This window comes from Microlunatus ginsengisoli (assembly GCF_039537205.1).
Lineage (GTDB): Bacteria > Actinomycetota > Actinomycetes > Propionibacteriales > Propionibacteriaceae > Microlunatus > Microlunatus ginsengisoli.
In genome coordinates, this window is record NZ_BAABAB010000049.1 from 1 (window position 1) to 23,524 (window position 23,524).

Below are 23,524 nucleotides of genomic sequence, written 5' to 3' on the forward strand. Positions count from 1 at the left end.
CTTCCAAGCAGGACAGGCACTTCCGCGCGTTACACGCCGAACACACCCCCACCAGGCGAAATCACGAGGCTAGAGCCAGCCCGAAAGCGGCAGGAATTTCACGAGTCAGCCCGCCCGGTGTCCTACGAGACGCTACGGGCAGCCGACCCGACCCGCGTCACCGCTGCAACCAATACAAGTCGGATTTTCAGTGAGCGCCATCAGGCGGAGACGTTCAAGTTCTCTACCGATCCCGAACTGGTCGGGAAGGTCACCGACGTGGTCGGGCTCTACCTGGCCCCGCCGGCGAACGCGGTCGTGCTCTGTGTGGACGAGAAGTCCCAGGTGCAGGCGTTGGACCGGACCCAAAAGGTGTTGCCGATGCAGCCCGATCATGCCGAGCAACGCACCCACGACTACGTCCGGCACGGCACCACCACGCTGTTCGCGGCGTTGGAGATCGCGACCGGGAAGGTCACCGGGTTGTGCAAACAACGGCACCGCCACCAGGAGTTCCTGGCCTTCCTCAAACACGTCGCCCGCGCCTACCCCGAGGTGGAGTTGCACCTGGTGATGGACAACTACGCCACCCACAAACGCGTCGAGGTCCGCGACTGGCTCGCCGCGAACCCGCGGATCCACGTGCACTTCACCCCGACCTCCGGATCCTGGCTGAACCTGGTCGAGGTCTGGTTCGGGATCATCGAACGCCAAGCGATCCGCCGCGGCACCTTCCGCTCCGTCCGCGAACTGACCGGCAAGATCCGCGACTTCATCAACGGCTGGAACAACCGCCGACACCCCTTCATCTGGACCAAGACACCAAACCAGATCCTCACCAAAATCGAACGTAAGAAGACTTCACTAACACGCCACTAGCGGTGTTCTACCACCGGCTGATGACCGAAAACCGGCATTGGAACGACGCCAATCTGACCCATCGGGGGCTTCTGGGCGCATCCGTCCAACTGACAAATGGTTGCCAGGGTCCGGCGTGCTCGCGCGCGATCATCGAAAAAGACTTCCAAAGAGGTGGTTGACGAGTCAGACCATCGGGGAGCGGTCTCAATCGTGGTCTCAATACGCGCTAGCTAGCTAGAGCGCCCGCGTTCAGGTGGGTTCACCGTTCACCCGCCTAACCGCAACGCGGTCCGCCCGTACCAGCAATTGAAGTCCTGCCAGAGCTGCTAAGCGGGTTGAGGGCACAAACCCTCTCGCGGGTTCAAATTCCGCCGCCTCCGCCACCACCAGGGGACGTTGGGATCGACCCTCGGAGCTGCGGCGAGACCAAACCTCCTCGGTCAACCCTGCGAGCGGGCGACGATGACCTTGAGCGCATGCTCGTCAGCCGCGTTCGCGAAGGTGGTGTACGCGGCCTCGAACTGGTCGAACGTGAATCGATGCGTGATGAACTTCTCGGGCGCGATGTCACCGCGCTGGATCGCCTCGAGCAACTGGGGTGCCGTCGTGGCGTTGACCAGACCCGTGGTGATCGTCAGGTTGTTGATCCAGTCCCGCTCGAGTGGCAGCTCGACACTCTCGCCGTGAACACCGATGTTGGCGACGTGTCCACCGGGTCGAACGCAGTCGAGCGCGAGACGCAAGGTTGCTCCCAGACCGACCGCCTCGATCGCCACGTCGACGCCCAGTTTGCCGCGGCTCAGCTCCTTCACTTCCGTGACGATGTCGTCGCCGGACCCGACGTCGACCGTGTCGGTCGCGCCGAACTCGCGGGACTGTTCCAGCCGGAACTTGTTGCCGTCGACGGCGATGACCTTGGACGCGCCGGCTGAGGCCGCGGTCATCACGGCTGCCAGCCCGACCGGTCCGACGCCGATCACGGCAACCACGTCGCCTTCACCGACGGATCCGTTCAGCACGCCGATCTCGTAGCCGGTCGGCAGGATGTCGCTGAGCATGGTGCCCTGCTCCGCCGACACCCCGCTCGGCAGCGGAATGAGGCCGGTGTCGGCAAACGGGACGCGCACCAGTTCGGCCTGAGTCCCGTCGATCAGATGACCGAAGATCCAGCCGATGCCGCCGACCGTCTGGCAGTGCGACGTGAGCCCCGCGCGACAGTACTCACAGGTCCCGCACTTCGTGATGCACGAGATGATCACTCGATCGCCGACCTTCACCTTCTCGCAGTCTGCTCCGACCGAGACGACGACGCCGACGCCCTCATGGCCGAGAACGCGGCCGCGTTCGACCGTCGGGACATCTCCCTTGAGGATGTGCAGATCAGTTCCGCAGATCGTGGTCGTTTCCACTGTCCTGTCCCGGTAGGTGCTTGACAGTCTTGTGTCGGTAGGTGCTTGACACCGAGTCGTGATTGCGGCCTCGTGGTCGGCGATGTTCCGCGACGTCGTTGGACTGGGAGGCCGGGGATGGCTCTGGTTGCGTTGTCGGTGGTCGAGCGGCGGTTGGATGCGGTTCGGGCGGTGTTGGCGGGGGCGTCGGTGACCGAGGTCGCCGCGCAGGTCGGGGTGTCGCGGCAGTCGGTGCATGTCTGGCTGGGCCGGTATCTGTCATCCGGTGTCGCGGGTTTGGCGGATCGGTCGTCGCGGCCGGGGTCGTGTCCGCATCAGTCGCCGGAGCCGGTCGAGCGGGCAGTCCTGGAGTTGCGGCGGGAGCATCCGCGATGGGGCGCTGCCCGGATCCGGCTGGAGTTGTTGCGGACCGGGCCGCCGTGGCATGCCGAACAGGCGTTGCCGGTGGGGCAGGTGCCGTCGACGTCGACGATCAACCGGGTCCTGCGCCGCCACGGGCTGGTCAAGCCGCGGCCGCGGAAGCGTCCCCGGGACTCGTTCATCCGGTTCGAGCGTCCCGGCCCGATGCAGCTGTGGGGCATTGACATCGTGGGTGGCATCTCCTTGGTAAACCCGCTGACCGGGGAACTGCGCGACGCGAAGATCGTGACCGGGGTCGATGACCATTCCCGGTTCTGTGTGATGGCGAGGGTGGTCGAGCGGGCCACCGGCCGGGCGGTGTGTTTGGCGTTCGCCGAGGCGCTATCGCGGTTCGGGGTGCCGGAGGAGGTGATCACCGACAACGGCAAGCAGTTCACCGACCGGTTCAACCGGTATGGCCCGTCGCGGGGTGAGGTGTTGTTCGACAAGATCTGCCGCCGCAACGGAATCACCCACCGGTTGACCGCGCCGGCGTCGCCCAAACCAGAACGGCAAGGTGGAACGGTTCCACGGCACGTTCCGGCCCGAGATCACCGAGCTGGGCCCGTTCGTGTCGCTGATCGCCGCTCAGGCCGCGGTCGATGCCTGGGTGGCCAACTACAACGCCGAACGGCCGCACCAAGCGCTCGACCCCAAGGTGCCGGTGGTGCCGGCGGACCGGTTCGCCCCGGCCGATCCTGGCGGGCTGGAGCTGTGGCTGCCGACCACGCTCGAGATCGTCGCCGTGTCATCGGCCGAGCCGGACCGGTCGGTCGACCCCAACCCGAGCCCGGTGACGGTGGTTCCGCGCCCGGGCGGGCCGGTCGAGCTGGATCTGGTGGTGCCGCCGTCGGGCAACATGTGGCTGCGTCGGCAACAGTTCTGGCTCGGCCCGGCCCGGGCCGGTCAGCTGGTGCGGTTCTGGATCGATTGCGACTGGGTGCACCTGTCGATCGGTGGGCGGCGGGTCAAGTCGCTGCGGTCCCGGTTCAGTACCGCTGACCTGGACGCGCTCGCGGTCAAGGGTGCGGTGCCGGCCGGCCCGCCGCCGCTCGCCTCCCACGGCGGTCCCGGCAGCAGGTCCCACCGGACGATCTTCGAGGTCGAACGCACCGTCGCGAACAACGGCATGGTGTCGCTGGGCAAGCGCGTCGTGTTGGCGGCGTGGATGCTGGCCGGGCGCCGGGTCGGGATCTATATCGAGGAAGGCTGCCCGTTGCTGTTCTTCGACCCAGAGACCCGGGAGCTGCTCCGCACCCGGCCGAACCCGCTCGAACCCGGTGAGGCAGCTTTGCTGCAACGCGGACGGCCACCCGGCCCGGTCCCCCGACGTCGACCGAACCGGTCACCGCGCAACGCCGCGCCTCCAACACCGGGGTGATCATGGTGGCCGGCCAGAAGATCGCGCTGGGCCGCCAATTCGCCCACCACACCGTCACCGTGCACGTGTCCGAAACCACCGTGGCCATCGAGCTGCCCGACGCTGAAACCCGGATCGTGCGACGGACAACCGACAAGGCGGTGCGTAGCATCAAAGGACAGCGGCCGCGGACCGCTACAACAATTCCCTAGGCGAAGTGTCAACCAGGTCCTGACACAGAATCGTCAAGAACCTACTGATCCAAGGCAGTGGTCGTTTCCACCGCCACGATGGCGTCCGTAGGACTCTCGATCTCCGGATCGGGTACGTCTTCCCATGCCTTGCTGCCGGGTCCGTGGTACACAAGCGCCTTCATCTGCCGATCCTTTCCGTCGCAGGAGCACGCCTGTCGAACCCTAGGCTCTGCCGCGCCGGCGGACGTCTCAATTTGCGTCAGCGCTGCTCGCACGTCCAGACGTCTCGCCGACCTCAGGCCGGCTCCTCGTCGAGGTCGGCCGACGTCAGGCCATGCTCGGTGGCGTAGAGGCTCGCGGTCACCCGATTGACGATGCCGGTCTTGGCGTAGATGTGCTCAGTGTGGTTTCGCACCGTCTTGGGCGAGATGGTCAGCCGGCCGGCGATCTCGCGGCTGGACAGCCCGCGGGCGATCAGCTGCAGAACCTGGACCTCGCGCGGTGACAGCCCGGCGGGCGCACTGTGGCGCCGAACCGTGGTCTGCCCGGCAGCGGACAGCAACGCCTCGACCACGTCGGCGTCCAGTCGACCGGCCCTCGCCTCCGCCCGCAGCCGGGTGGTCGCGGCCTCTGGGCCCAGTGCTGGGCGGTGCGGCCTCGGCTCGCGGAAGGTGCGGTAGCTGTCCGCAACGGCCAGCACCCGCGACGCGACGGTGAGGGAGACCGCGCCCGTGCCGCGAGGATAGCCCGAGCCGTCGAGCCGTTCGCGGTGCTGGACGGCCAACGCCGCCAGCGGCGCGAGAGTCGCCGACTGGACCAGCATCCGTTCGGTGAAGTACGGGTAGAGGCGGATCCGCTCCCACTCCCCGGTGCCGACCGGACCCGGCTTGTCCCAGATGCCATTGGACACCCCGAGCCGGCCGAAGTCGTGCACCAGGCCGGCTCTGCGGAGCGTGACGACCTCTTGGTCCGGCAGCCCCAGCACCCGCCCGGTCGCCCCGGCCAGCTCGGCGACCTGCCGGGAGTGGCCGAGGGTGTAGGGCGACTTGAGGTCGACGAAGTCGGCCACGGCGCCGAGGGCCAGGTCGACCTCGGGCCCGACCAGCCGACGGCGAAGCTCGGGCTCGGACTCGATCACCCGATCCCAGCTGCGGGCGCGATCGACCCCGGCGAAGATCACCTCGGCGTGGGCGGCGAGCGAGGCCACCAGGCTCGGGTCGAACTGGGTGCCGGCTCGGCTGCGTGCCAGGGCGAGCGCCGCGCGCGTGCCGCCGAGTCGGTGGGCCACCTCGACGTGCTCGGCGAGCTGGGCCAGCCGGGAGGCGAGCGGGATCTGCTCTCCCCGCAGGCGCCCGGGCCAGCCGCGCCCGTCCCAGCGCTCGTACGACGCGGAGACCGCGTCGCACGTGTCCGGATCGAGCCCGAGCCGTTCCGCCAGGCTGCGGGCAAGTCTCGCGTGCCCTTCGATCATCCGGTCCAGCTCGCGATGCCCCACGGTCGCGAACGCGAGACCGACCCGGACCCGATGCAGCGGCGGCTGGCTCGACCCGAGCATCGCCACGCCCGACGCCAGGCCACGCAGGCCGCGGAGGTCGTGCCGGTACTTGCCCGCCCGCAGCGCGATGTCGTCGCCGAACCACTTGGCCTGCTCGTGCGCGTCGGCGTGACAGCCCACGTCCACCAGCAGCGAGGTGTAGTACAGCGTCGAACGCAGGTCATCGGCCCCGAGCCGCTCGGCCAGCCGCATCGCAATCACCGTCTGGCGCAGTACGTGCTCCATCGGCTGGTCGAAGCCGAGGTCCACGCCGAGCGACAGTGCGGCCAGCAGCTCGGCGAGCCGAAGCTCGCCCCCCGAGGTCGCGGCAGTCGTCGCAGGTCACCCCACCCATCAGCAGGCGTACGTCCGTTGTCAGGCTACGCCGGACCGGCACCGGCGAGCAGGCGATGGTTGCGCATGATCGCCTCGTCGACGATCCGCATCTCCTCGGTCGGGCTGAACTGGATCAGCCGGGTGCCGATGTCGTACGTCGGGACGTGCCCGGGCGGCATGTAGAACACGTCGCCGGCCCCGACGACCTCCTCGTGCTCGGCGTAGCGCACGGTCATCCGGCCCTCGGTCACGACGCCCCAATGCGGGCAGTGGCAGATGTCGCCCGGTAGGCCCCTGAGCATGATGCTCATGTCCACGGGCTGCTTGACATGCAGCAGGTTCACGGTGTAGCCGTCGAGTTCGGTGGTCGCGATCTCGACCTGACCGAAGTCGGCTGGCTCGAGATTGCTCGGTGATGTGGTTGCCATCTCCTGCTCCCCTCACGGTTCCGGGCCGGGTTGCCCGACGAGATCGCACGCTAGGTGGGCAGGGAAGACTCGAGCATGGGGCAGATGCCCCATCGTCGCCATCCGGACAGCCGTCTGCTCCGGGTCACCGGCCTCGGTGCAGGTCAGCGGGCGGGTCTCGCCGGATCAGGACCTGGGCGCGACGATTCCGAAATCGTGGATCTTGCGATAGATCGTCGCGCGGGACATTCCGAGCGCTCGGGCGGCCTGCACCTTGTTCCCGTTGGCATCGGCCAGGGACTTGACGATGGCGTCGCGCTCGATCGCTTCGATATGGCTGAGCACGCGACGACTCACCGCGTGTACCTCGGGCGGGAGATCCTCGGGCTCGATGCATCCGGTGCGGCGCCGCTGGACGACCTCGGACAGCACCCGGTGGAGCTGCTCGGCATTGCCGGGCCACGACATCCGCATCAGCAGCCGCATGGCCTCCGGCGAGCAGGACAAGTGGGCGCCCTGACTCAGCTTGGACAAGAACAGGGGAACCAGCACCGACAAGTCGTCGAGATGGAGCCGCAACGGTGGTATCTCGATCGTGCTCGGAAACAGCTGGAGCAGCTGCTGGAGCTTCTTGGTGTTCTTGGCGCTGCCCAGCGTCACGGCGATCCACAGCGGCTTCCGCCGAGCTGCCCGGGCGTCGTGCAGCGCCGACGCGACGCCGCGCAGCCGGGTCGCGTCCAGCGTGTCGACGTGCGCGATCACGACGCTGTCAGTGCTGAGCAGCGTCTCGCGAAGCGACTGCAACCAACTCGGCTGGCGGCCTGCATCCCGCGCCTCCACCAGCACGAAGCGGCCGACGGGCTGGCGACGCAGCTGCACGGCGCGCAGGACGGCGAGCTTGCCGACACCGGGTTCGCCCTCGACCGCGAGCCACTCGCCGGAGCGGAAGACCCGTTCGACCTCCTCGCAGGCGTGCAGCCACGGCGGCCCGGTGCCCACCAGGCTGGGCAGCGGGATCCGGGGCATCGCACTTCGAGCCATCGACGCTGGGCTCGTGGCCTGGTCGAGCACCACATGCGCGACGACGCCCGACGAGTGGTCACCGCTTCCGACCCGGCGGCAGTACATCCGCGCCACCGGACCGGAGGGCAGCTCCACCACGATCGCGCCGCGGCCTTCCCGGGTCAGTGCCTCGGACGCCTCGGCCAGCAATGTCGCCTGATCCGCCGGAGCCAATGACGTTCGGGCGCGCTCGTTCATCATGATCAGATCGCTGCTCAGGGCGAGCACGATCCCGGTTCGGCGACTGCAGACGCGGAGGTACTCCTGGAAGAGCTCCAGCTGCGACGCACTGGCGTCGGCCAGCAGGGCCTGCTTGATCTGCTCAGCGGTGGTCTTCGCCAGGGTCAGCAGCAACGAGCCCGCATCCTTGCGCCAGCAGGTCAGATCCACCGCGCCGACGAGCCTTCCGGTGACCGGGTGGTGGATCGGAACCCCCGCGCAGGCGAGGTCCTCGAGATTCTCGGCATAGTGCTCGTGGCCGAAGACGTGGGCCGGCCCACCCACCTCCAGCGCCGTACCGATGCCATTGGTTCCGACGAACTTCTCCGCGTAGCTGAATCCGGGCGCGAGCAGGACCCGGTCGAGGTGGCGTTCCAACTCACTGTCGCCGGTCAGCCGGCTCAGCACCAGGCCACTGTGATCGGTGAGGATGACGCTGACGGACTGTCCCTGCAACCGTTCGCTCAGACCTCGCAGCACCGGACGGGCGCTCCGGGCGAGTCGGGTGTCCAGATGGACCTCGGGTTCGAAGTGCATCTCGATCTTGTCCGCAGCCACCTGCATCTCGACGGAGCGTCGCCAGGACGCGAGGATGGTGTCCCGGACGGTCCGAGGCTCAGGCGTCTCCGCGGTCAGGAATCGGACCCGGTTCGCCGCGACCACCTCTTGGGCAGGCGCGGGCCGATCTCGTGACATTGACGTCGGCGTCAAACAAACCCCCAAGGCCAGTGATGTTCCCGACCGACGGACCGCCGTTCCCCGTCGGTCACCTTTCACGATAGGCGCGGTCGAGTGCCCGGTCCACTTGGTGAGCCTACGGAATGTGGACGACGCTGCTGTCTCAGATTGAGACAGCGTTCGGGGGTCCGGAGATTAGCGTGGTCGGCATCGCCACGGACGCCCCGCAGCTGTGGGGTCGGAGGGCCACGGCGATGGAGGCGCGAGATGAGCGAGGACGATCCATCGGAGCCGGAGAGCTACAACCCCTGGAGCGTCGTCAATCTGGTCTTCACGCATCTCAGTGATCAGGGTTTGCACCCTGTCCTCGGTGAGACCGGCGATCCGGGCCCGCCGGCGGCCGCCCTCCTGCTGGCGCTCGGGATCCAGCCGGCCGCCGAGGGCAACCGGGAGGTCATGCGGGACGTGCGTGCACAGTTGGCCGAGATCAGACGGGTGATGTTCGACGAGGACTGACGAGCACGGGGGTTGTCTCGTCTCAATGTGAGACCCGTCGGCGCCGGTTCTCGGGCTTGACTTGAGATGACGGAACCACCGGATCCAAGCGGAAGGAGTTGTGGTGACTCGCCAAAGCGTGGCCAAGGCTCACGAGAAGATCCAAGAGCTGGCCTGGGAGCCTCTTTACCATGAGCCGGTTTCCCAGTACGGGACCGACTACACGTTCGCCAAGGCCAAGAAGAAGGACCCGCTGAAGCAGGTTCTGCGGTCGTACTTCCCCATGCAGGAAGAGAAGGATCACCGGGTCTACGGCGCGGCAGACGGGGCGATCCGAGGCAACATGTTCCGCCAGGTGCAGGAACGCTGGCTGGAGTGGCAGAAGTTGTTCCTGAGCATCATCCCGCTGCCTGAGATCTCTGCCGCGCGGGCGATGCCTCTGCTCTTCCGGACCGTGCCGAACCCCGAGCTGCACAACGGCCAGGCCATCCAGATGATCGACGAGGTGAGGCACTCGACGATCCAGCAGAACCTGAAGCGCCTCTACATGAACAACTACATCGACCCCGCCGGCTTCAACAGCAGCCTGCGCAACTTCCAGAACGACTACTGCGGCACCATCGGCCGCCAGTTCGCCGAGGGCTTCATCACCGGCGACGCCATCACGGCTGCCAGCATCTACCTGACGATCGTTGCCGAGACCGCCTTCACCAACACCTTGTTCGTCGCCATGCCGGCCGAAGCGGCGGCAAACGGCGACTACCTGCTGCCGACGGTCTTCCACTCGGTCCAGTCCGACGAGTCGCGGCACATCAGCAACGGTTACGCGACGCTGCTGATGGCGTTGGCCGACGAAGGAAACCACCAGCTGCTCGAGCGGGACCTGCGCTACGCATGGTGGAACAATCACCGCGTCGTCGACGCCGCGATCGGCACCTTCATCGAGTACGGCACCAAGGACCGTCGCAAGGACCGGGAGAGCTACGCGGAGATGTGGCGCCGCTGGATCTACGACGACTACTACCGCAGCTATCTGGTGCCTCTGGAGAAGTACGGCCTGGTCATCCCGCACGACCTGATCGAGGAGGCCTGGAACCAGATCTGGAACAAGGGCTACGTCCACGAGGTCGCCCAGTTCTTCTGCACCGGTTGGCTCGCCAACTACTGGCGGATGGACCCGATGACCGACAAGGACTTCGAGTGGTTCGAGTACAAGTACCCGGGCTGGTACGACAAGTACGGCAAGTGGTGGGAGAACTACGCGCGTCTGTCGACCCCGAACGGGCACCACCCGATCGTGGCCGAGGACGTCGACTACCAGTACCCACACCGCTGCTGGACCTGCATGGTGCCGTGCCTGGTCCGCGAGGACATGGTGATGGCCGAGGTCGACGGCCAGATGCGGACGTACTGCCACGAGGCCTGTCGCTGGACCGACGTCGAGGCGTTCCGGCCGACGTACCAGGGCCGTGAGACACCGAACATGGGCCAGCTGATCGGCAAGCGGGAGTGGGAGACCCTCTACCACGGCTGGAACTGGGCGGACGTGGTGTCGGACATGGGGTATGTCCGCGACGACGGCTACACGCTGGTCGCACAGCCGCATCTGAACCTGGATCCGAAGAAGATGTGGAACCTCGACCACCTGCGCCGGATGCCTCCGCTGCAGAGCCCGAACGTGCTGCTGAACGAGATGACACCCGAGGAGCAGCAGGCCTTCCACGCCAACTACATCAAGGGCGGACCGGCTGGCCGGCCCGCTCCCGCCGACGCCTGATCCGCAGGCCTGATCTGAAAGCTGGTTCCAGGACGGACGAGGGCTCGGCGCACGCGCGACCGTTCGCGCGGTCAGCACGCGCGGCGGGCCCACGGCCGGTTTCGGCACTGCCGGTAATCAGGGGCGAAGTGAGAGGGGACTCGTGGGGGACAAGCATGTCGTCCGGTTCGAGCCGGTGGGCATCGAGATCGAGGTCGACGAGGACCAGACCGTGCTGCGGGCGGCGGCGGCTCAGGGCATCACCCTCATGCACGGCTGCAAGGAAGGTCAATGTGCGGCGTGCAAGTCGTTCGTGCTGGACGGCGACGACATCGAGCTCGACCGGTACTCCACCTTCGCGCTGCCCGACTTCGAGCAGGAGGAGGGCTTCACGCTCCTGTGCCGGGCGCACGTCTACGAGGACGTGACGATCGAGCTGCTGAACTATGACGAGGAGATGCTCCGCTCGGGCCATCCCCTCCAGGAGGCGGTTGCCGAGGTCGTCTCGATCGATCCGGTCACGCCCGACATGCGGCACCTGGTCCTCAAGCTCGTCGAGCCGACCGAGATCGCGTTCTGGCCGGGCCAGTACGTCGACATCACCATCCCCGGCTCGACGGAGACCAGGTCCTTCTCGATGGCGAACACATCGAGCAAGGAGTCGGGCCAGCTCGAGTTCGTCATCAAGGTCTATCCCGACGGCAAGTTCTCCCACTTCCTCGACACCGGGCTGGCGGTCGGAGACAGGCTCGACCTGGTCGGCCCGTACGGCGTGTTCACGCTGCGGGACGGACGTGACTCCGACCTCGCCTTCGTCGGCGGCGGGGCTGGAATGGCTCCGATCCTGGCGGTGCTGCGCTCTCTCGCGGAGCGAGGCAGCACCCGAAAGGCCACCTACTACTACGGCGCCCGAACCCAACGCGACCTGTGCTTCGAGAAAGAGTTGTACGCGCTGTCGGAGTCGTTGCCCAACTTCCGCTATGTGCCGGCGCTGTCGGAGGCCGGGAACGGCGAGCAGTGGGACGGCGAGGTCGGCCTGATCACCGACATCGTCGAGAAGTACGAGACCGACCTGTCCGAGACCGACTGCTACGTCTGCGGGCCGCCGCCGATGGTCGAGGCGGCAATGGACCTGCTGAGCCGTCTCGGTGCGGACGAGAAGCGCATCTACTACGACAAGTTCACCACCACCAGTCCGGCGTGATGAGAAGAGAGCGAGGGAACTGAACATGACCGACACCCTTGAGCAGCCCGAGACCATCGAGCGGAGCTCGCCGAAGCCGGAGTTCACCGATGCCGAGGCGGGCGCGAAGGTCTTCCCTGACTCGACCCTGCGCCACTACAACTACTTCACGCCGCAGAAGCGCAAGCAGTCCCACTACGAGGACGTGACCGTCGAGGTGCAACCGGACCCGCGGCACTATTTGGCCCAGGGTTGGCTCTACGGCTTCTCCGACGGCCGGGGCGGCTATCCGCTGGACTGGACGGTGCTGAAGGCGTGGGGAGTGGACAGGGGTGACCCGGAACGCTTCCCGGGATCCGGCGGGAGCGGCTACGGGTGGCCGGCACACGGCTGGCACGAGTTCCGGGATCCCAACGAGGAATGGGAACTCACGTTCTATCGCAACAACTCCAACGTGGTCAGGCAGATCAACGCCAACATCGAGACCGCCCGCGAGACCAAGGCATTCGAGCAATGGAACCCGAACTGGGTGACGTTCGTCGAACGCAACGTCGGTGCCTGGATGCACGTCGAGCACGGGCTGGGCCTCTACCTGTTCGCCAACGCGCAGCGACGGGCACCAACGAACATGCACAACAACGCCATCTCGGTGAACAGCATGCACCGGATCCGGTTCGCCCAGGACCTCGCGCTCTACAACCTCACGCTGAGCGAGGAGATCGAGAGCTTCGACGGAGCGGCCCACGTCGAGACCTGGAACGCCGATCCTGCCTGGCAGGGCGTCCGCAAGCTGGCCGAGGCCATGACCGCCATCGACGACTGGGCCGAGGCGATCTTCGTCGCCAACGTGGTATTCGAACCTCTGGTCGGGGAGCTGTTCCGCAGCCACCTCGTTCAGCAGGCGGCACCCGGCAACGGTGACTTCGTCACTCCCACCGTGGTCGGCGCCGGTGAGTGGGACTACGCCTCGCGGGACCTGCGCTACACGAAGGCCATGTTCGAGCTGCTGACGAACGACAAGGAGTTCGCCGATCACAACAAGGCCATCATGGACGGCTGGCTCTCGACCTGGGTGCCGCAGGCCATCGTTGCCGCCCGTCAGCTGCAGCCACTGTGGTCGCAGCCGGACGCGAAGCCTCCGCGGTTCGAGGACGGTCTCGATCGCGCCAAGAGCCGCTTCAGCGGAATCCTCTCCGAGTTGAGTCTCCAGATCCCGAAGGAGCTGACGCAGTGACCACGTTCAAGACCGCCGAGAGTCCGTTCAAGTCCGACAACACGGCCTCGAACAGATGTGGCGTCACGCTGATGAACAACCAGATCGGCGCCGTCGTGGCGGAAGTCATGCGCGGCAAGGAAGGGGTGACGATCACCCCGTTGCCGTCGATGATCCGGGTGGACGGCACCAACCGGATGGACTTCGACTACGACGAGATCTCCGAGGCGCTGGGTGAGGAAGAAGGCTTCTTCAACGCGGCCCAGTTCGAGGAGAACATGTCGACCCACTACGGCCGGATGATCCACGAGGACGACCGGACGATCATGTTCGCGAACCCCGAGGACGCGGCCGAGTTCATCGGCTTCGACCTCAGCGAACTCTCCAAGTAGTCACCCACCAAGCGAGGACACCCGAGGAGGACTCGTTGTACACGAAGGACGGCAACTCCTACTTCATCGTGGACAGCCACATGCACTACTGGGACGCCAGCCCGGCGAACTGGGTCCCCGGCGCGGAGAACTACGCGAAGGGCTGGATCGAGTGTTTCCACGCCTACCAGGGGCTCGGGCCGCCTGAGACGCACTGGACGATCGAGCACTTCCAGAAGTATTCCGAGGACGACCTGATGAAGGACGTCTTCGAGGACGGCTACGTCGATGTCGCGGTCTTCCAGCCGACCTATCTCAAGGAGTGGTACACCGAGGGATTCAACACCACCGAGCGCAACGGGGCGCTGTCGCTGAAGCATCCGGGCAAGTTCGTCGTCAACACCAGGTGGGATCCGCGCGACGGTGATGCCGGACTGGCCGAGCTCGAGGCCAACGTCGAGAAGTGGGGCTCGACCGGGGTCAAGCTCTACACGGCCGAGTGGCGTGAGGGGTCCCGAGGCTGGACGCTGAAGGATCCGGAGGCGTACCGGTATCTCGACAAGTGTCGTGAGCTGGGGATCAAGAACATCCATGTCCACAAGGGCCCGACGATCTGGCCGTTGGACAAGGACGCCTTCGACGTCTCCGACATCGATCACGCGGCGACGGACTTCCCCGAGCTCAACTTCATCGTCGAGCACGTGGGGCTGCCACGGATCGAGGACTTCTGTTTCATGGCGACCCAGGAGCCGAACGTGTATGCCGGCCTGTCGGTCGTCGTCGGTGGCCTGATGCACGCTCGACCGAAGTTCTTCGCCAAGGTGATGGGTGAGCTCTTGTTCTGGGTCGGTGAGGACAAGATGACGTTCGGCAGCGACTACGGCATCTGGGAGCCGAAGTGGCAGGTCGAGGGCTTCGTGGACTGGGACTACCCCAGCGACGAGTTCTCCGACTATCCGCGGGTCACGGTCGACACGAAGAAGAAGATCCTGGGACTGAACGCCGCAAAGCTCTACGGGATCGAGGTGCCGCCGGAACTGCAGATCAGCGACGGCACTCCGGCCGCCCAGGACGACGCGGCGCTGGTGGAGGCCGGGGCCCCCGGGTGATCGATCAGATACGCGTGATCGATCAGCCCCGCGCGATCGATCAGGCTGCCGTCCTCGCCGCGCTCGACACGGTGCGCGATCCGGAGCTGGACGAGCCGGTCACGGCTCTCGGCTTCGTGTCGTCGTGCACTGTGTCCGCGGACGGGGACGTGCAGGTCCGGCTCCGGCTGCCGACGTACTTCTGCGCACCCAACTTCGCCTTCTTGATGGTCGCGGACGCGTTCGACGCAGTCAGCCGGGTCAACGGGGTTCGGCACGCGGAGGTCGTCCTGGATGACCACTTCGCGTCCGAGGAGATCAACAGGGGAGTCGCGGCGCGGGCCGGCTTCGTGCAGTCTTTCGACGGTCTGGCCGAGGCCGAGCTGGACACTCTCCGGAGCGACTTCATCCGCAAGGCCGTGCTGGCCGGCACCGACCGGGTCTGCCGTCCGCTGCTGGCGGACGGTCGTACGCCCGAGGAGCTCGCCGGCCTGACCCTCGCCGACGCTCCGCCGTCCGCCGATCGGACCCGGCTGCAGGAACGGCGAGCGGAGCTGGGTCTGCCGTCCAGCCCGGAGTCCCCGCTGCTGGTCGACGCCGTAACCGGCGCGGCCGTGGCCGCGGCGGCGCTCCCGCTGCACCTGGGACGTGCCCGGCTGACCCGCGTCAACATCGAGGCCAACGCCGGTGTCTGTCGCGGGATGCTGCAACACCGATACCGAACCCGTGGCGAAGGCGAGATGGAGGAGGTCCGATGAAGGCCGTCCGGTTGCACGCGTACAACTCCGATCCCGTGGTCGAGGAGGTGCCGGAGCCGACCGTCACCGGCCCGCTCGACGTCATCGTGAAGATCGGCGGCGCCGGCGTCTGCCGGACCGACCTGCACATCATCCTCGGTCAGTGGGCCGAGGCCATGAACCAGAAGCTGCCCTACACCATCGGGCACGAGAACGCCGGCTGGGTGCACGAGGTCGGCTCGGCCGTCACGAACGTGGCCGTGGGTGACACGGTGATCCTGCACCCGACGCCGACCTGTGGACTGTGCCGGGCCTGCCGCGCGGGCCAGGACATGCACTGCGTCGCCAGCGTGTTCCCCGGGCTGGACAGCGACGGCGGAATGGCCGAGCTGTTGCTCACCTCGGCCCGCGCCTGCATCAAGCTGGAGCCGTCGACCAGGCCGCAGGACGTGGCTGCGCTCGCCGACGCCGGGATCACGGCCTATCACGCCGTGCGCAAGGCGATCCCGCTGTTGTATCCGGGGACGACGTGTGCGGTGATCGGTGCCGGTGGCCTCGGGCACATCGGGATCCAGTGCCTGAGTGCGCTCACCGCGACGAATATCATCGTGGTGGACCGCAACGCCGACGCGCTCGCGCTCGCGGAGAAGCTCGGCGCGCACCACACGGTCCTTGCCGACGGCACCCAGGTGGACGGCGTGAAGGATCTCACCGGCGGTCTGGGTGCCGATGTCGTGCTCGACTTCGTGGCGGAAGAAGGGGCGGAGAACCAGGGCTTCGCGATGACCCGCCCGGCGGGCTCGTACTTCGTCATCGGCTACGGCGGCTCGCTTGTGATCCCCACGCTCGACGTGATCTCCACCGAGCGCAACATCATCGGGAACATCGTCGGCACCTACAACGAGCTGGCCGAGCTGATGGTCCTGGCCCAGGCGGGCAAGGTCACGCTGCACACCAAGACGTACCCCCTCGACGCGGCGCCGGACGCGCTGCACGATCTCGACGCCGGCCTCGTCCGGGGTCGGGCCATCCTCGTTCCCTGACCACTCGCACCCAGCACGTCACCCCACGACCACCCTCACAGGAGCAAGGAGTACCGATGGCCAAGGATCTGCGTTTCGGCGAGGAAGCCAGGCGCCTGCTGCTGTCCGGAGTCGATCAGCTCGCCGAGGCGGTGAAGTCGACCTTGGGTCCCAAAGGGCGCAACGTGATCTTGGAGAAGATCACCGGATCGCCGGTGGTGACCAATGACGGCGTCACGATCGCCCGGGAGATCCATCTCAGCGACCAGTTCGAGAACATGGGTGCCCAGCTGGTCAAGGAAGCCGCGATCAAGACGAACGACATCGTCGGCGACGGCACGACGACGGCGACCGTGATCGCCCACGCGATTGTGCGGGAAGGCATCAACGCCATCGGCCAGGGCGGCAACCCGGTCCTGGTCAAGCGTGGAGTCGACCTCGCGGTAGGCACCCTGGTCGAGCGGCTGCGAGCCAGCGCACACCCGGTCGTCACCCGCGAGGACTATGCCCGGGTCGCGTCGATCTCGGCCAACAACGACGATGTCGTCGGCTCGGTGCTCGCCGAGGCGCTGCACACCGTCGGCGAGTCGGGAACGGTGACGGTCGAGGAGTCGGCCGTGAACGGGATCAGTGCCGACTTCGTCGAGGGCTTCGAGTACGACAACGGCTATCTCTCGCCCTACCTCGTCACCCATCCGGCCAGCCTCGAGGCGATCCTCGACGACCCATACATCGTGCTCTGCAGCGAGAAGATCACCAAGGTCCAGGAGCTGATGCCGCTGCTCGACAAGGTGATGCGCGATCCGCGGCCGCTCGTGATCATCGCCGAGACCGTCGAGGGTGCGGCCCTGAGCATGATCGTGCACAACCACGTCAACGGCATCTTCCGGTGCGTCGCGACCAAGGCGCCCGGCTTCGGCGATCGCCGGCTGCACAAGCTCGAGGACATCGCCACGATCACCGGCGGCGCGGTCTATTCCAAGCACTCCGGATTCAGCCTGGAGACGATGACGCTCAAGCAGCTCGGCCGGGCCCGTCAGGTGCGGGTCACCGCCGACCAGACGACCATCATCGGCGGCGCCGGCTCGTCGGAGGCGGTCGAGTTCCGGCTCACGCAGCTGCGGTCGGAGCTGGAGCGGGCGAAGTTCGGGATCGACGAGGAGGTTCTGCGCGAGCGGATCGGATCGCTGTCGGGGAGGGTGGCCGTGATCCGGGTCGGTGCACCGACGAACGCCGAGCTGGCGGAGCTGCAGCACCGGGTCGAGGACGCGTTGTCGGCCACCAAGGCGGCGATGGCCGAGGGCATCGTGGCCGGCGGCGGCGTCGCTCTCATGCATGCGGCACCCGCGCTGGACGATCTGGACGTGACGGGCGACTACGCCATCGGCGTGGAGATCGTCCGTCGCGCCCTGACCGAGCCGACGTACCTGATCGCCACCAACGCGGGCTATCCCGGTGGCGAGGTGGTGGCCAAGGTGGCGGCGATGGGCGTCGACGACGGCTTCGACGCCCTCGAGGGCCGCTACGGCAACATGATCGAGATGGGGATCATCGATCCGCTCCGCGTCTGTCGGTCCGCCCTCCAAAACGGTGCGTCGGTCGCCGGTCTGCTGCTCACCACGAACACCCTGATCGCCGAGGAGCAAACGCCGTGGGGTGGCAGCCGGGCGCTGATGACCGAGTTCGGCCAGCTCGACGAAGGGCTGCACCAGCCATCGCCGGACTCCAGCACGCCGCAGTCCCTGGGGCTCGGGCCATCGGTCGGCTGATCCGTCCAGATGACGGCGCACGGATCCTCCGCAGCACCATCCGGTTCGGGGTCAGCCGGTGCGGGCCCACTGGGCGCCCCGGTCCGCCGGCTGGACGACCCGAGCTCGGCCTCCCTGGCCGGGCTGGTCGCTACGTTCGATGAGCTGCAGATGGTCCTGCGGTGCTGCGAACGACTGGTGAACGAGTTGGCGGCCGCCGGTGCGGGCGGCCCGGACGAACTGCTGGTCGAGGCTGTGTGGACGACGGCGCTGCTGTCCTACGCGCGGTGCTTCGCCGGTGACGACTCCGACGGCGGGCCCGGCGCGTTGAGCGAGGAGGATCTGACCGCCTCCCAGCCGCAGGCAGGCGTGCTGGAGTGGCACCGGCTCCTGCTCCAGCTGCGCGACCATTACGCCGATCGCAGCACCAATCCACGTGAGCGGTTCAGCGTGGGGGTGACCCAGGACTCCGCCGGCGCGGCCAGCGGGGTCGCCATCACCTCGGTCCGGCAGCCGCTGGTGGACGAGGTGACGGTGCGCCAGACCGGCGCCGTCGCGTACGCCCTCAGCGGGTTCGTCAATGACCGGATCGAGTCGCAGCAACAGACGGTGTTCGACGAGCTGAAACTCAGCTCCAAGGCCAACCTGGACAAGCTGGAGCTGCTCGACCTCGACCGTCCAGCCCACCCGGGCGCCTGAAGCAACGGCCGCGCCGTGCTGCAGCGAAAGAAGCGGCTCGCCGGTGTCGCGTTCGTGCGGGGCCCGCTTCCGCTGCTGGGGCCGGCCTTCGTGGCCGCGGTCGCCTACATCGATCCCGGCAACTTCGCCACGAACATCACCGCGGGTGCTCGCTTCGGCTACCTGCTGGTCTGGGTCGTGATCGTCAGCAACCTGATGGCGATGCTGATCCAGTACCTGTCGGCCAAGGCCGGCATCGCCACCGGGAGGAATCTGCCCGAGCTCTGTCGCGACAACTTCCGCCCCGCGGTGACCCGCGGACTGTGGGTGCAGGCCGAGCTCGTCGCCGTCGCGACCGATCTGGCGGAAGTGCTCGGCGGCGCGATCGCGCTTCGACTGCTGTTCGGGCTGCCGCTGCTCGTCGGCGGCCTGATCACGGCCGTGGTCGCCTTCGCGCTGCTCGGCGTCCAGAGCCGAGGGGCCCGACCGTTCGAGCTGGCGATCACCGGGATGTTGATGGTGGTCTTGGCCGGCTTCCTCTACAGCCTGGTGCTCGGCGGCATCGACACCGGCGCGGCCGCCTCCGGGCTGGTGCCGCGCTTCGACGGCGCCGACTCCGTGATGGTCGCCGCCGGGATGCTGGGCGCGACGGTGATGCCGCATGTCATCTATCTGCACGGCGCACTGACCCAGAACCGCTACGCCCGCGGCACCGAGCGAGAACGGCTCGCGCTGCTCCACAGCCAGCGGCTCGACGTCGTGGTCGCCATGAGCATCGCCGGTCTGATCAACCTGTCGATGCTGGTGGTGGCGGCCCAGGTGCTGTCCGGCATATCGCCGCCGGTCGAGACGATCGAGGCTGCGCGCGACGGACTCGGGGTGGCCCTCGGACACCCGGCCGCGGTGCTGTTCGCGCTTGCCCTGCTCGCATCCGGCTTCGCCGCCTCCGGAGTCGGCACGCTCGCCGGCCAGGTCGTCATGCAGGGCTTCTTGCAACGGCGGATTCCGCTCGTGCTCCGCCGGCTGGTGACCCTTGCGCCGGCTCTGGTCGTGATCGCGGCCGGTGTCGACCCGACCCGAGCCCTGGTCATCTCCCAGGTCGTGCTCTCGTTCGGCATCCCGTTCGTGCTGATCCCGCTGGTGCTGCTCACGCGGCGGCGCGACGTGATGGGTGCGCTCGTCAACAGGCGGTCGACCACCGCGGTCGCCGCCATCGTCGCGGGCGTCATCACGCTGCTCAACGTCACCTTGATCGCCCTCACCGTGATGTCGTGAGCGCGCGAGCAGCCCGCGACGGCGGAGCGCCGCGCACCGGTTCGAAGCTGTCGAACCTCGACTCCAATGTGCCCTCACCGCCGGTCAGGTCCGGCAGCTGGAGCTGCAGCTGGTGTAGCCGGGTCGACACCAGCCTCAGCTCCATCTGACTGAGGTCGTCCCGGGTCGTCTGGGCGAGCACTTCGGCGCCCCACCGGGCCACGACGCGCTGCACGGCGGCGACGTCATCGTTCGGGACCTCGAGCGACACCCGCAGTACCGGCTCGCAGACCTGGGTGCCGGCCCGCTGCAAGGCCTGGTGCAGCACGAGCGGCGTCAGCTGGCGGTAGTCCACGGAGCTGCTGGTCGGTCCACGCCTGGACGGCGGGCCGTCGGCGACGCTGTAGCCGCAGTCGGTGAGCGTCACGACGCAGTCGGTGACCGCCCAGCCGTAGAGGCCGCACCTCAGCGCGCGGTCGACGTGTCGCTCGAGCGCGGCAGAGAAGGCGGTCGGGTTCTTGAAAAGGTAGAGCGGCATGTCGCGCGCCGGCGCCTCGGTCACGAACCGGACGCCCGAGCCCGGATCGCCAGGGGCGATGGTCAGCCCGATCGTGGCGTGATACGGGTTCGTCTCGGTATTGAGCCGCTCGATGGCAGAGCCGACCCTGCGCGGACGTTCGACGTGGACCACTGTCGCATCGGAGAATTCGACCTCGATGCCGTACTCCTCGGACAGGGTGGCGGTCAGTACCTCCTGCTGGACCAGGCCGTAGAGCGACACGACGACCCGCGCGTCGTCGTCGAGCCGGGCGGCGATCAGCGGGTCCGCATCCGACAGCTCCGCCAGTGCGGCCTGCAATCGCGGTTCCTGCCGCGGATCGACCGCTGCCACAGCCGCCTCCAGGGTCGGTGGGGCGAACTGGTGCTCAGTGGTGTCCGCGCGGCCGAAGGCGTCGCCCACCTGGACCCTCGACAACCCGGTCAGTCGCCCGATCTGTCCGGCACCGACCCGGTCTGTGCGCACCCAGCGTCCGTCGGTGAACAGCTGCAGGCCGGCGACCTTGGCGGTCCGGCCCTGCGCCAGCGCGATCCGGCTCCGGGCGATCACGGAGCCGGTGAACATCCGCACGTAGGCGATCTTCTCCCCGGCCGCGCTACGCTCGATCTTGAACACTCGGCCCGACGGCGGCCCGTCGTCGAGGGGTGCCGTGGCGGGGAGCAGGGTGGCCATTCCGCGCATCAGCTCACCGACGCCGGCTCCCGTGGCCGCCGATCCCGCGAAGGCCGGGTGCAGCAATCCGGCCCGGGTCTGCCTTGCCAACTCGGCCTGCAGCATGGGTCCCGGGCCCGCGCCGATCGCGAGGTAGCAGGCGAGGATCGCATCGTCGTGCTCGGCGAGAGCGGCCGTTTCCCGTTCGCGGAAGCGGCGGTCGTCGGGCCGGAAACCGGTGAACGTCGCCGCCGGCGTCCCGGCGTCCTCGACCCGCCCCATCGACAGCACGTGCGGGGACAGCCGCCGCCGGACCGACGCCAAGACGGCGTCGACGTCGGCACCGCTGCGGTCAATCTTGTTCACGAACAGCAGGGTCGGGACTCCGAGCCGTTGCAGTGCCCGCATCAGGATCCGCGTCTGCGGCTGGATGCCCTCGACTGCCGACAGCACCAGCACGGCGCCGTCGAGGACACCGAGAACCCGTTCGACCTCGGCGATGAAGTCCGGGTGGCCCGGGGTGTCGATGACATTGACGCTCAGGTCGTCGAGCGGGAATGAGACGACCGCGGCCTTGATCGTGATGCCGCGCCGCCGCTCCAGCGACAACGAGTCGGTCCGAGTCGTGCCGGAGTCGACGGATCCGGGCTCGTCGATCACTCCCGCGGTGTGCAGGAGGCGTTCGGTGAGGGTGGTCTTACCGGCGTCGACGTGGGCGAGAATGCCCAGGTTGAGTGAGCGGGCGAGCACGCAGGAAACCCTTCGAGAGGAGGTGGCAGGACACGTGCGTACGCGCTGCTCGCATCTTCACACCTCTTCCGGGCTCCAAGGCCGGGCGATCCGGCCGGACCACGATACGTCGTCGGCGGTCCGGCCGCCACCGCATTTGTGCCGAGATCAGGCGAGCGCCGGCTCGGCGACCCCGATCTCCTTGCCCGCGTCGACGAGCACCTCGCCGAGCCGATCCACGATCTCGTCCAGCAAAGCTGCGTCGCTGTTCAGCACGGGCGCGATCTGCATGACGGCGTCGCCGCGGTCGTCGGTGCGGGCGATCAGGCCGGCCTCGCGGAATCGCTTCGGCAGGAAGCCGCGAATCAACTTGTCGCGCTGCGCCTGGTCGAGCCGGGTGTTGTCGGCATCGGCCACCATCTCGACCGCCCAGAAGAAGCCGGCGCCGCGGACGTCGCCGACGATCGGGAGCGTCCGCAGATCCTCCATCCTCGCCTTCAGGTGCGGTTCCAGCGCGCGGACGTTCTCCAGGATCTGGTCCCGCTCGAAGATCTCGATGTTCTTCAGTGCGATCGCCGCGCTGACCGGGTGGCCGGCGAAGGTGACGCCGTGCCGGAAGACGCGGCCGCCGTTGTCGATCAGCGGCTCCACCACCCGGGACCGAGCGAGTACCGCGCCCATCGGCGCGTATGCCGACGTGATTCCCTTGGCGACGCTGATCAGGTCCGGCGCCACGCCCTCGCGCGAGCTGGCGAAGAACTCGCCGATCCGGCCGAAACCGCTGATCACCTCGTCGGCCATCAACAAGATGCCGTAGCGGTCGGCGATCTCGCGCAGGCCCTTCCAGTACCCGGGCGGTGCCGGGATCGAGCCACCCGCGTTCTGGATCGGCTCGGCGATGATCAGCGCGACCTCGTCCGGCCCGGCGTCACGGACGGCTTGCTCGACCTCGGCCAGCAGCCGGGCACAGAACGCCGCGGGGTCGTCGCCGTCGGGAGCGCGGAACGGGTTGGTGTTGGAGACGTGGGTGACCTCGATCGGCGGCGTACCAAAGTCGTTCTTGAAGCCGGGGATGCCGGTGAAGGACAGCGCGCCCAACGTCACGCCGTGGTAGGCGACCTTGCGGGCGATCGCCTTGCGCCGCTGCGGCTGGCCGAGCGCCACGTAGTGCTCCCGGACGAACTTCCAGGCCGCCTCGACCGACTCCGAGCCGCCGTCGGTGAAGAACACCCGGTAGTCGTCGGCCGGGGCCAGGGACGACACCTTCTCGGCGAGTTCCAGCGCGGCCGGGTGCGCGGTCGCCCAGTTCGTGTTGAACGGCAGCGTGGTCAGCTGCCGGGTCGCGACCTCGGCCATCTCGGCGCCGTAGGAGTAACCGATCTGGGCGCAGAAGAGGCTGGACAGGGCGTCGATGTAGCGGTTGCCGTCGGTGTCGAAGACGTACGGTCCCTCGGCTCGGTCCAGGACCAGCAGGTTGTCCACCTGCGGCTTGGAGAAGTGGAGCAGGAGGTTGTCCCTGGCCATTGCCCGGTAGTCGGTCACGATTCGGTCCCTTTCTCGATTCAGCCAGCATAATCTTGTGCCGACCCGGATCGAACCGAT

The 23,524-nt window shown here is 67.6% G+C and carries 19 protein-coding genes and 2 pseudogenes; 13 read left to right on the forward strand and 8 right to left on the reverse strand.

Annotated features, from left to right (window positions below; genetic code table 11):
* Nucleotides 1-858 (forward strand): IS630 family transposase (locus tag ABD747_RS22670; RefSeq protein WP_344808941.1); only part of this gene is annotated, 858 nt, incomplete at its 5' end.
* 422 nt (nt 859-1,280) lie between these two features.
* On the opposite strand, the gene ABD747_RS22675 is transcribed toward ABD747_RS22670, so the two are convergent.
* Nucleotides 1,281-2,249, reverse strand: coding sequence for a zinc-binding dehydrogenase (locus ABD747_RS22675; RefSeq protein WP_344808943.1), 969 nt, complete (start codon nt 2,247-2,249; stop codon nt 1,281-1,283).
* A gap of 132 nt (nt 2,250-2,381) precedes the next feature.
* Between ABD747_RS22675 and ABD747_RS26805 the strand changes: the two are divergent.
* Nucleotides 2,382-4,220, forward strand: a pseudogene (locus ABD747_RS26805) (IS481 family transposase).
* Between the two features lie 41 nt (nt 4,221-4,261).
* Here the strand turns inward: ABD747_RS26805 and ABD747_RS22695 are convergent.
* From ABD747_RS22695 to ABD747_RS22710, 4 genes are all read right to left on the reverse strand, one after another.
* On the reverse strand, nt 4,262-4,384 hold the full coding sequence (locus ABD747_RS22695) for a hypothetical protein (protein ID WP_344808951.1): 123 nt from the start codon (nt 4,382-4,384) through the stop codon (nt 4,262-4,264).
* 113 nt (nt 4,385-4,497) lie between these two features.
* Entirely contained in the window at nt 4,498-6,006 is a 1,509-nt protein-coding gene (locus ABD747_RS22700; RefSeq protein ID WP_344808953.1) for an HD domain-containing phosphohydrolase, read from the reverse strand.
* Nucleotides 6,007-6,116: 110 nt separating this feature from the next.
* A complete protein-coding gene (locus tag ABD747_RS22705; RefSeq protein WP_344808955.1) occupies nt 6,117-6,500 on the reverse strand; it encodes an AraC family ligand binding domain-containing protein in 384 nt (127 codons plus the stop codon).
* A gap of 165 nt (nt 6,501-6,665) precedes the next feature.
* Nucleotides 6,666-8,456, reverse strand: coding sequence for a sigma-54-dependent Fis family transcriptional regulator (locus ABD747_RS22710; RefSeq protein ID WP_344808957.1), 1,791 nt, complete (start codon nt 8,454-8,456; stop codon nt 6,666-6,668).
* A gap of 249 nt (nt 8,457-8,705) precedes the next feature.
* On the opposite strand from ABD747_RS22710, the gene ABD747_RS22715 reads away from it, so the two are divergent.
* The 11 genes from ABD747_RS22715 (at nt 8,706) to ABD747_RS22765 (ending at nt 20,004) form a co-directional block, all read left to right on the forward strand.
* Complete coding sequence (locus ABD747_RS22715; protein ID WP_344808959.1) at nt 8,706-8,954, forward strand: hypothetical protein; 249 nt, start codon at nt 8,706-8,708, stop codon at nt 8,952-8,954.
* Between the two features lie 103 nt (nt 8,955-9,057).
* Nucleotides 9,058-10,710: a ferritin family protein gene (locus ABD747_RS22720; protein ID WP_344808961.1), complete on the forward strand. Its 1,653-nt coding sequence runs from the start codon at nt 9,058-9,060 to the stop codon at nt 10,708-10,710.
* 142 nt (nt 10,711-10,852) lie between these two features.
* Entirely contained in the window at nt 10,853-11,893 is a 1,041-nt protein-coding gene (locus tag ABD747_RS22725; protein ID WP_344808963.1) for an NADH:ubiquinone reductase (Na(+)-transporting) subunit F, read from the forward strand.
* A gap of 25 nt (nt 11,894-11,918) precedes the next feature.
* A complete protein-coding gene (locus ABD747_RS22730) occupies nt 11,919-13,106 on the forward strand; it encodes an aromatic/alkene monooxygenase hydroxylase subunit beta (RefSeq protein ID WP_344808965.1) in 1,188 nt (395 codons plus the stop codon).
* Nucleotides 13,103-13,477: a propane 2-monooxygenase effector subunit MimD gene (mimD, locus tag ABD747_RS22735; RefSeq protein WP_344808967.1), complete on the forward strand. Its 375-nt coding sequence runs from the start codon at nt 13,103-13,105 to the stop codon at nt 13,475-13,477. The genes ABD747_RS22730 and mimD overlap by 4 nt, the downstream gene beginning before the upstream one ends.
* Before the next feature lie 35 nt (nt 13,478-13,512).
* Nucleotides 13,513-14,565, forward strand: coding sequence for an amidohydrolase family protein (locus tag ABD747_RS22740; protein WP_344808969.1), 1,053 nt, complete (start codon nt 13,513-13,515; stop codon nt 14,563-14,565).
* Between the two features lie 14 nt (nt 14,566-14,579).
* Entirely contained in the window at nt 14,580-15,302 is a 723-nt protein-coding gene (locus tag ABD747_RS22745; RefSeq protein WP_344808971.1) for an iron-sulfur cluster assembly protein, read from the forward strand.
* Nucleotides 15,299-16,324 (forward strand): NAD(P)-dependent alcohol dehydrogenase, encoded by a 1,026-nt coding sequence (locus tag ABD747_RS22750; RefSeq protein ID WP_344808973.1) that lies wholly within the window; start codon nt 15,299-15,301, stop codon nt 16,322-16,324. The genes ABD747_RS22745 and ABD747_RS22750 overlap by 4 nt, the downstream gene beginning before the upstream one ends.
* 56 nt (nt 16,325-16,380) lie before the next feature.
* Nucleotides 16,381-18,072, forward strand: a complete 1,692-nt coding sequence (groL, locus tag ABD747_RS22755) for a chaperonin GroEL (RefSeq protein ID WP_344808976.1) — start codon at nt 16,381-16,383, stop codon at nt 18,070-18,072.
* Between the two features lie 9 nt (nt 18,073-18,081).
* Complete coding sequence (locus tag ABD747_RS22760) at nt 18,082-18,750, forward strand: hypothetical protein (protein WP_344808978.1); 669 nt, start codon at nt 18,082-18,084, stop codon at nt 18,748-18,750.
* A gap of 75 nt (nt 18,751-18,825) precedes the next feature.
* Complete coding sequence (locus ABD747_RS22765; RefSeq protein ID WP_344809205.1) at nt 18,826-20,004, forward strand: Nramp family divalent metal transporter; 1,179 nt, start codon at nt 18,826-18,828, stop codon at nt 20,002-20,004.
* Here the strand turns inward: ABD747_RS22765 and ABD747_RS26810 are convergent.
* The 3 genes and pseudogenes from ABD747_RS26810 to ABD747_RS22775 form a co-directional block, all read right to left on the reverse strand.
* On the reverse strand, nt 19,988-21,223 hold the full coding sequence (locus ABD747_RS26810; protein WP_425562574.1) for a hypothetical protein: 1,236 nt from the start codon (nt 21,221-21,223) through the stop codon (nt 19,988-19,990). The genes ABD747_RS22765 and ABD747_RS26810 overlap by 17 nt on opposite strands.
* 15 nt (nt 21,224-21,238) lie before the next feature.
* Nucleotides 21,239-21,943 (reverse strand): annotated as a pseudogene (locus tag ABD747_RS26815) (GTP-binding protein); the annotation flags it as partial.
* A 147-nt stretch (nt 21,944-22,090) separates the two neighbouring features.
* Nucleotides 22,091-23,464, reverse strand: coding sequence for an aminotransferase class III-fold pyridoxal phosphate-dependent enzyme (locus ABD747_RS22775; protein WP_344808982.1), 1,374 nt, complete (start codon nt 23,462-23,464; stop codon nt 22,091-22,093).
* Nucleotides 23,465-23,524: the final 60 nt, after the last annotated feature.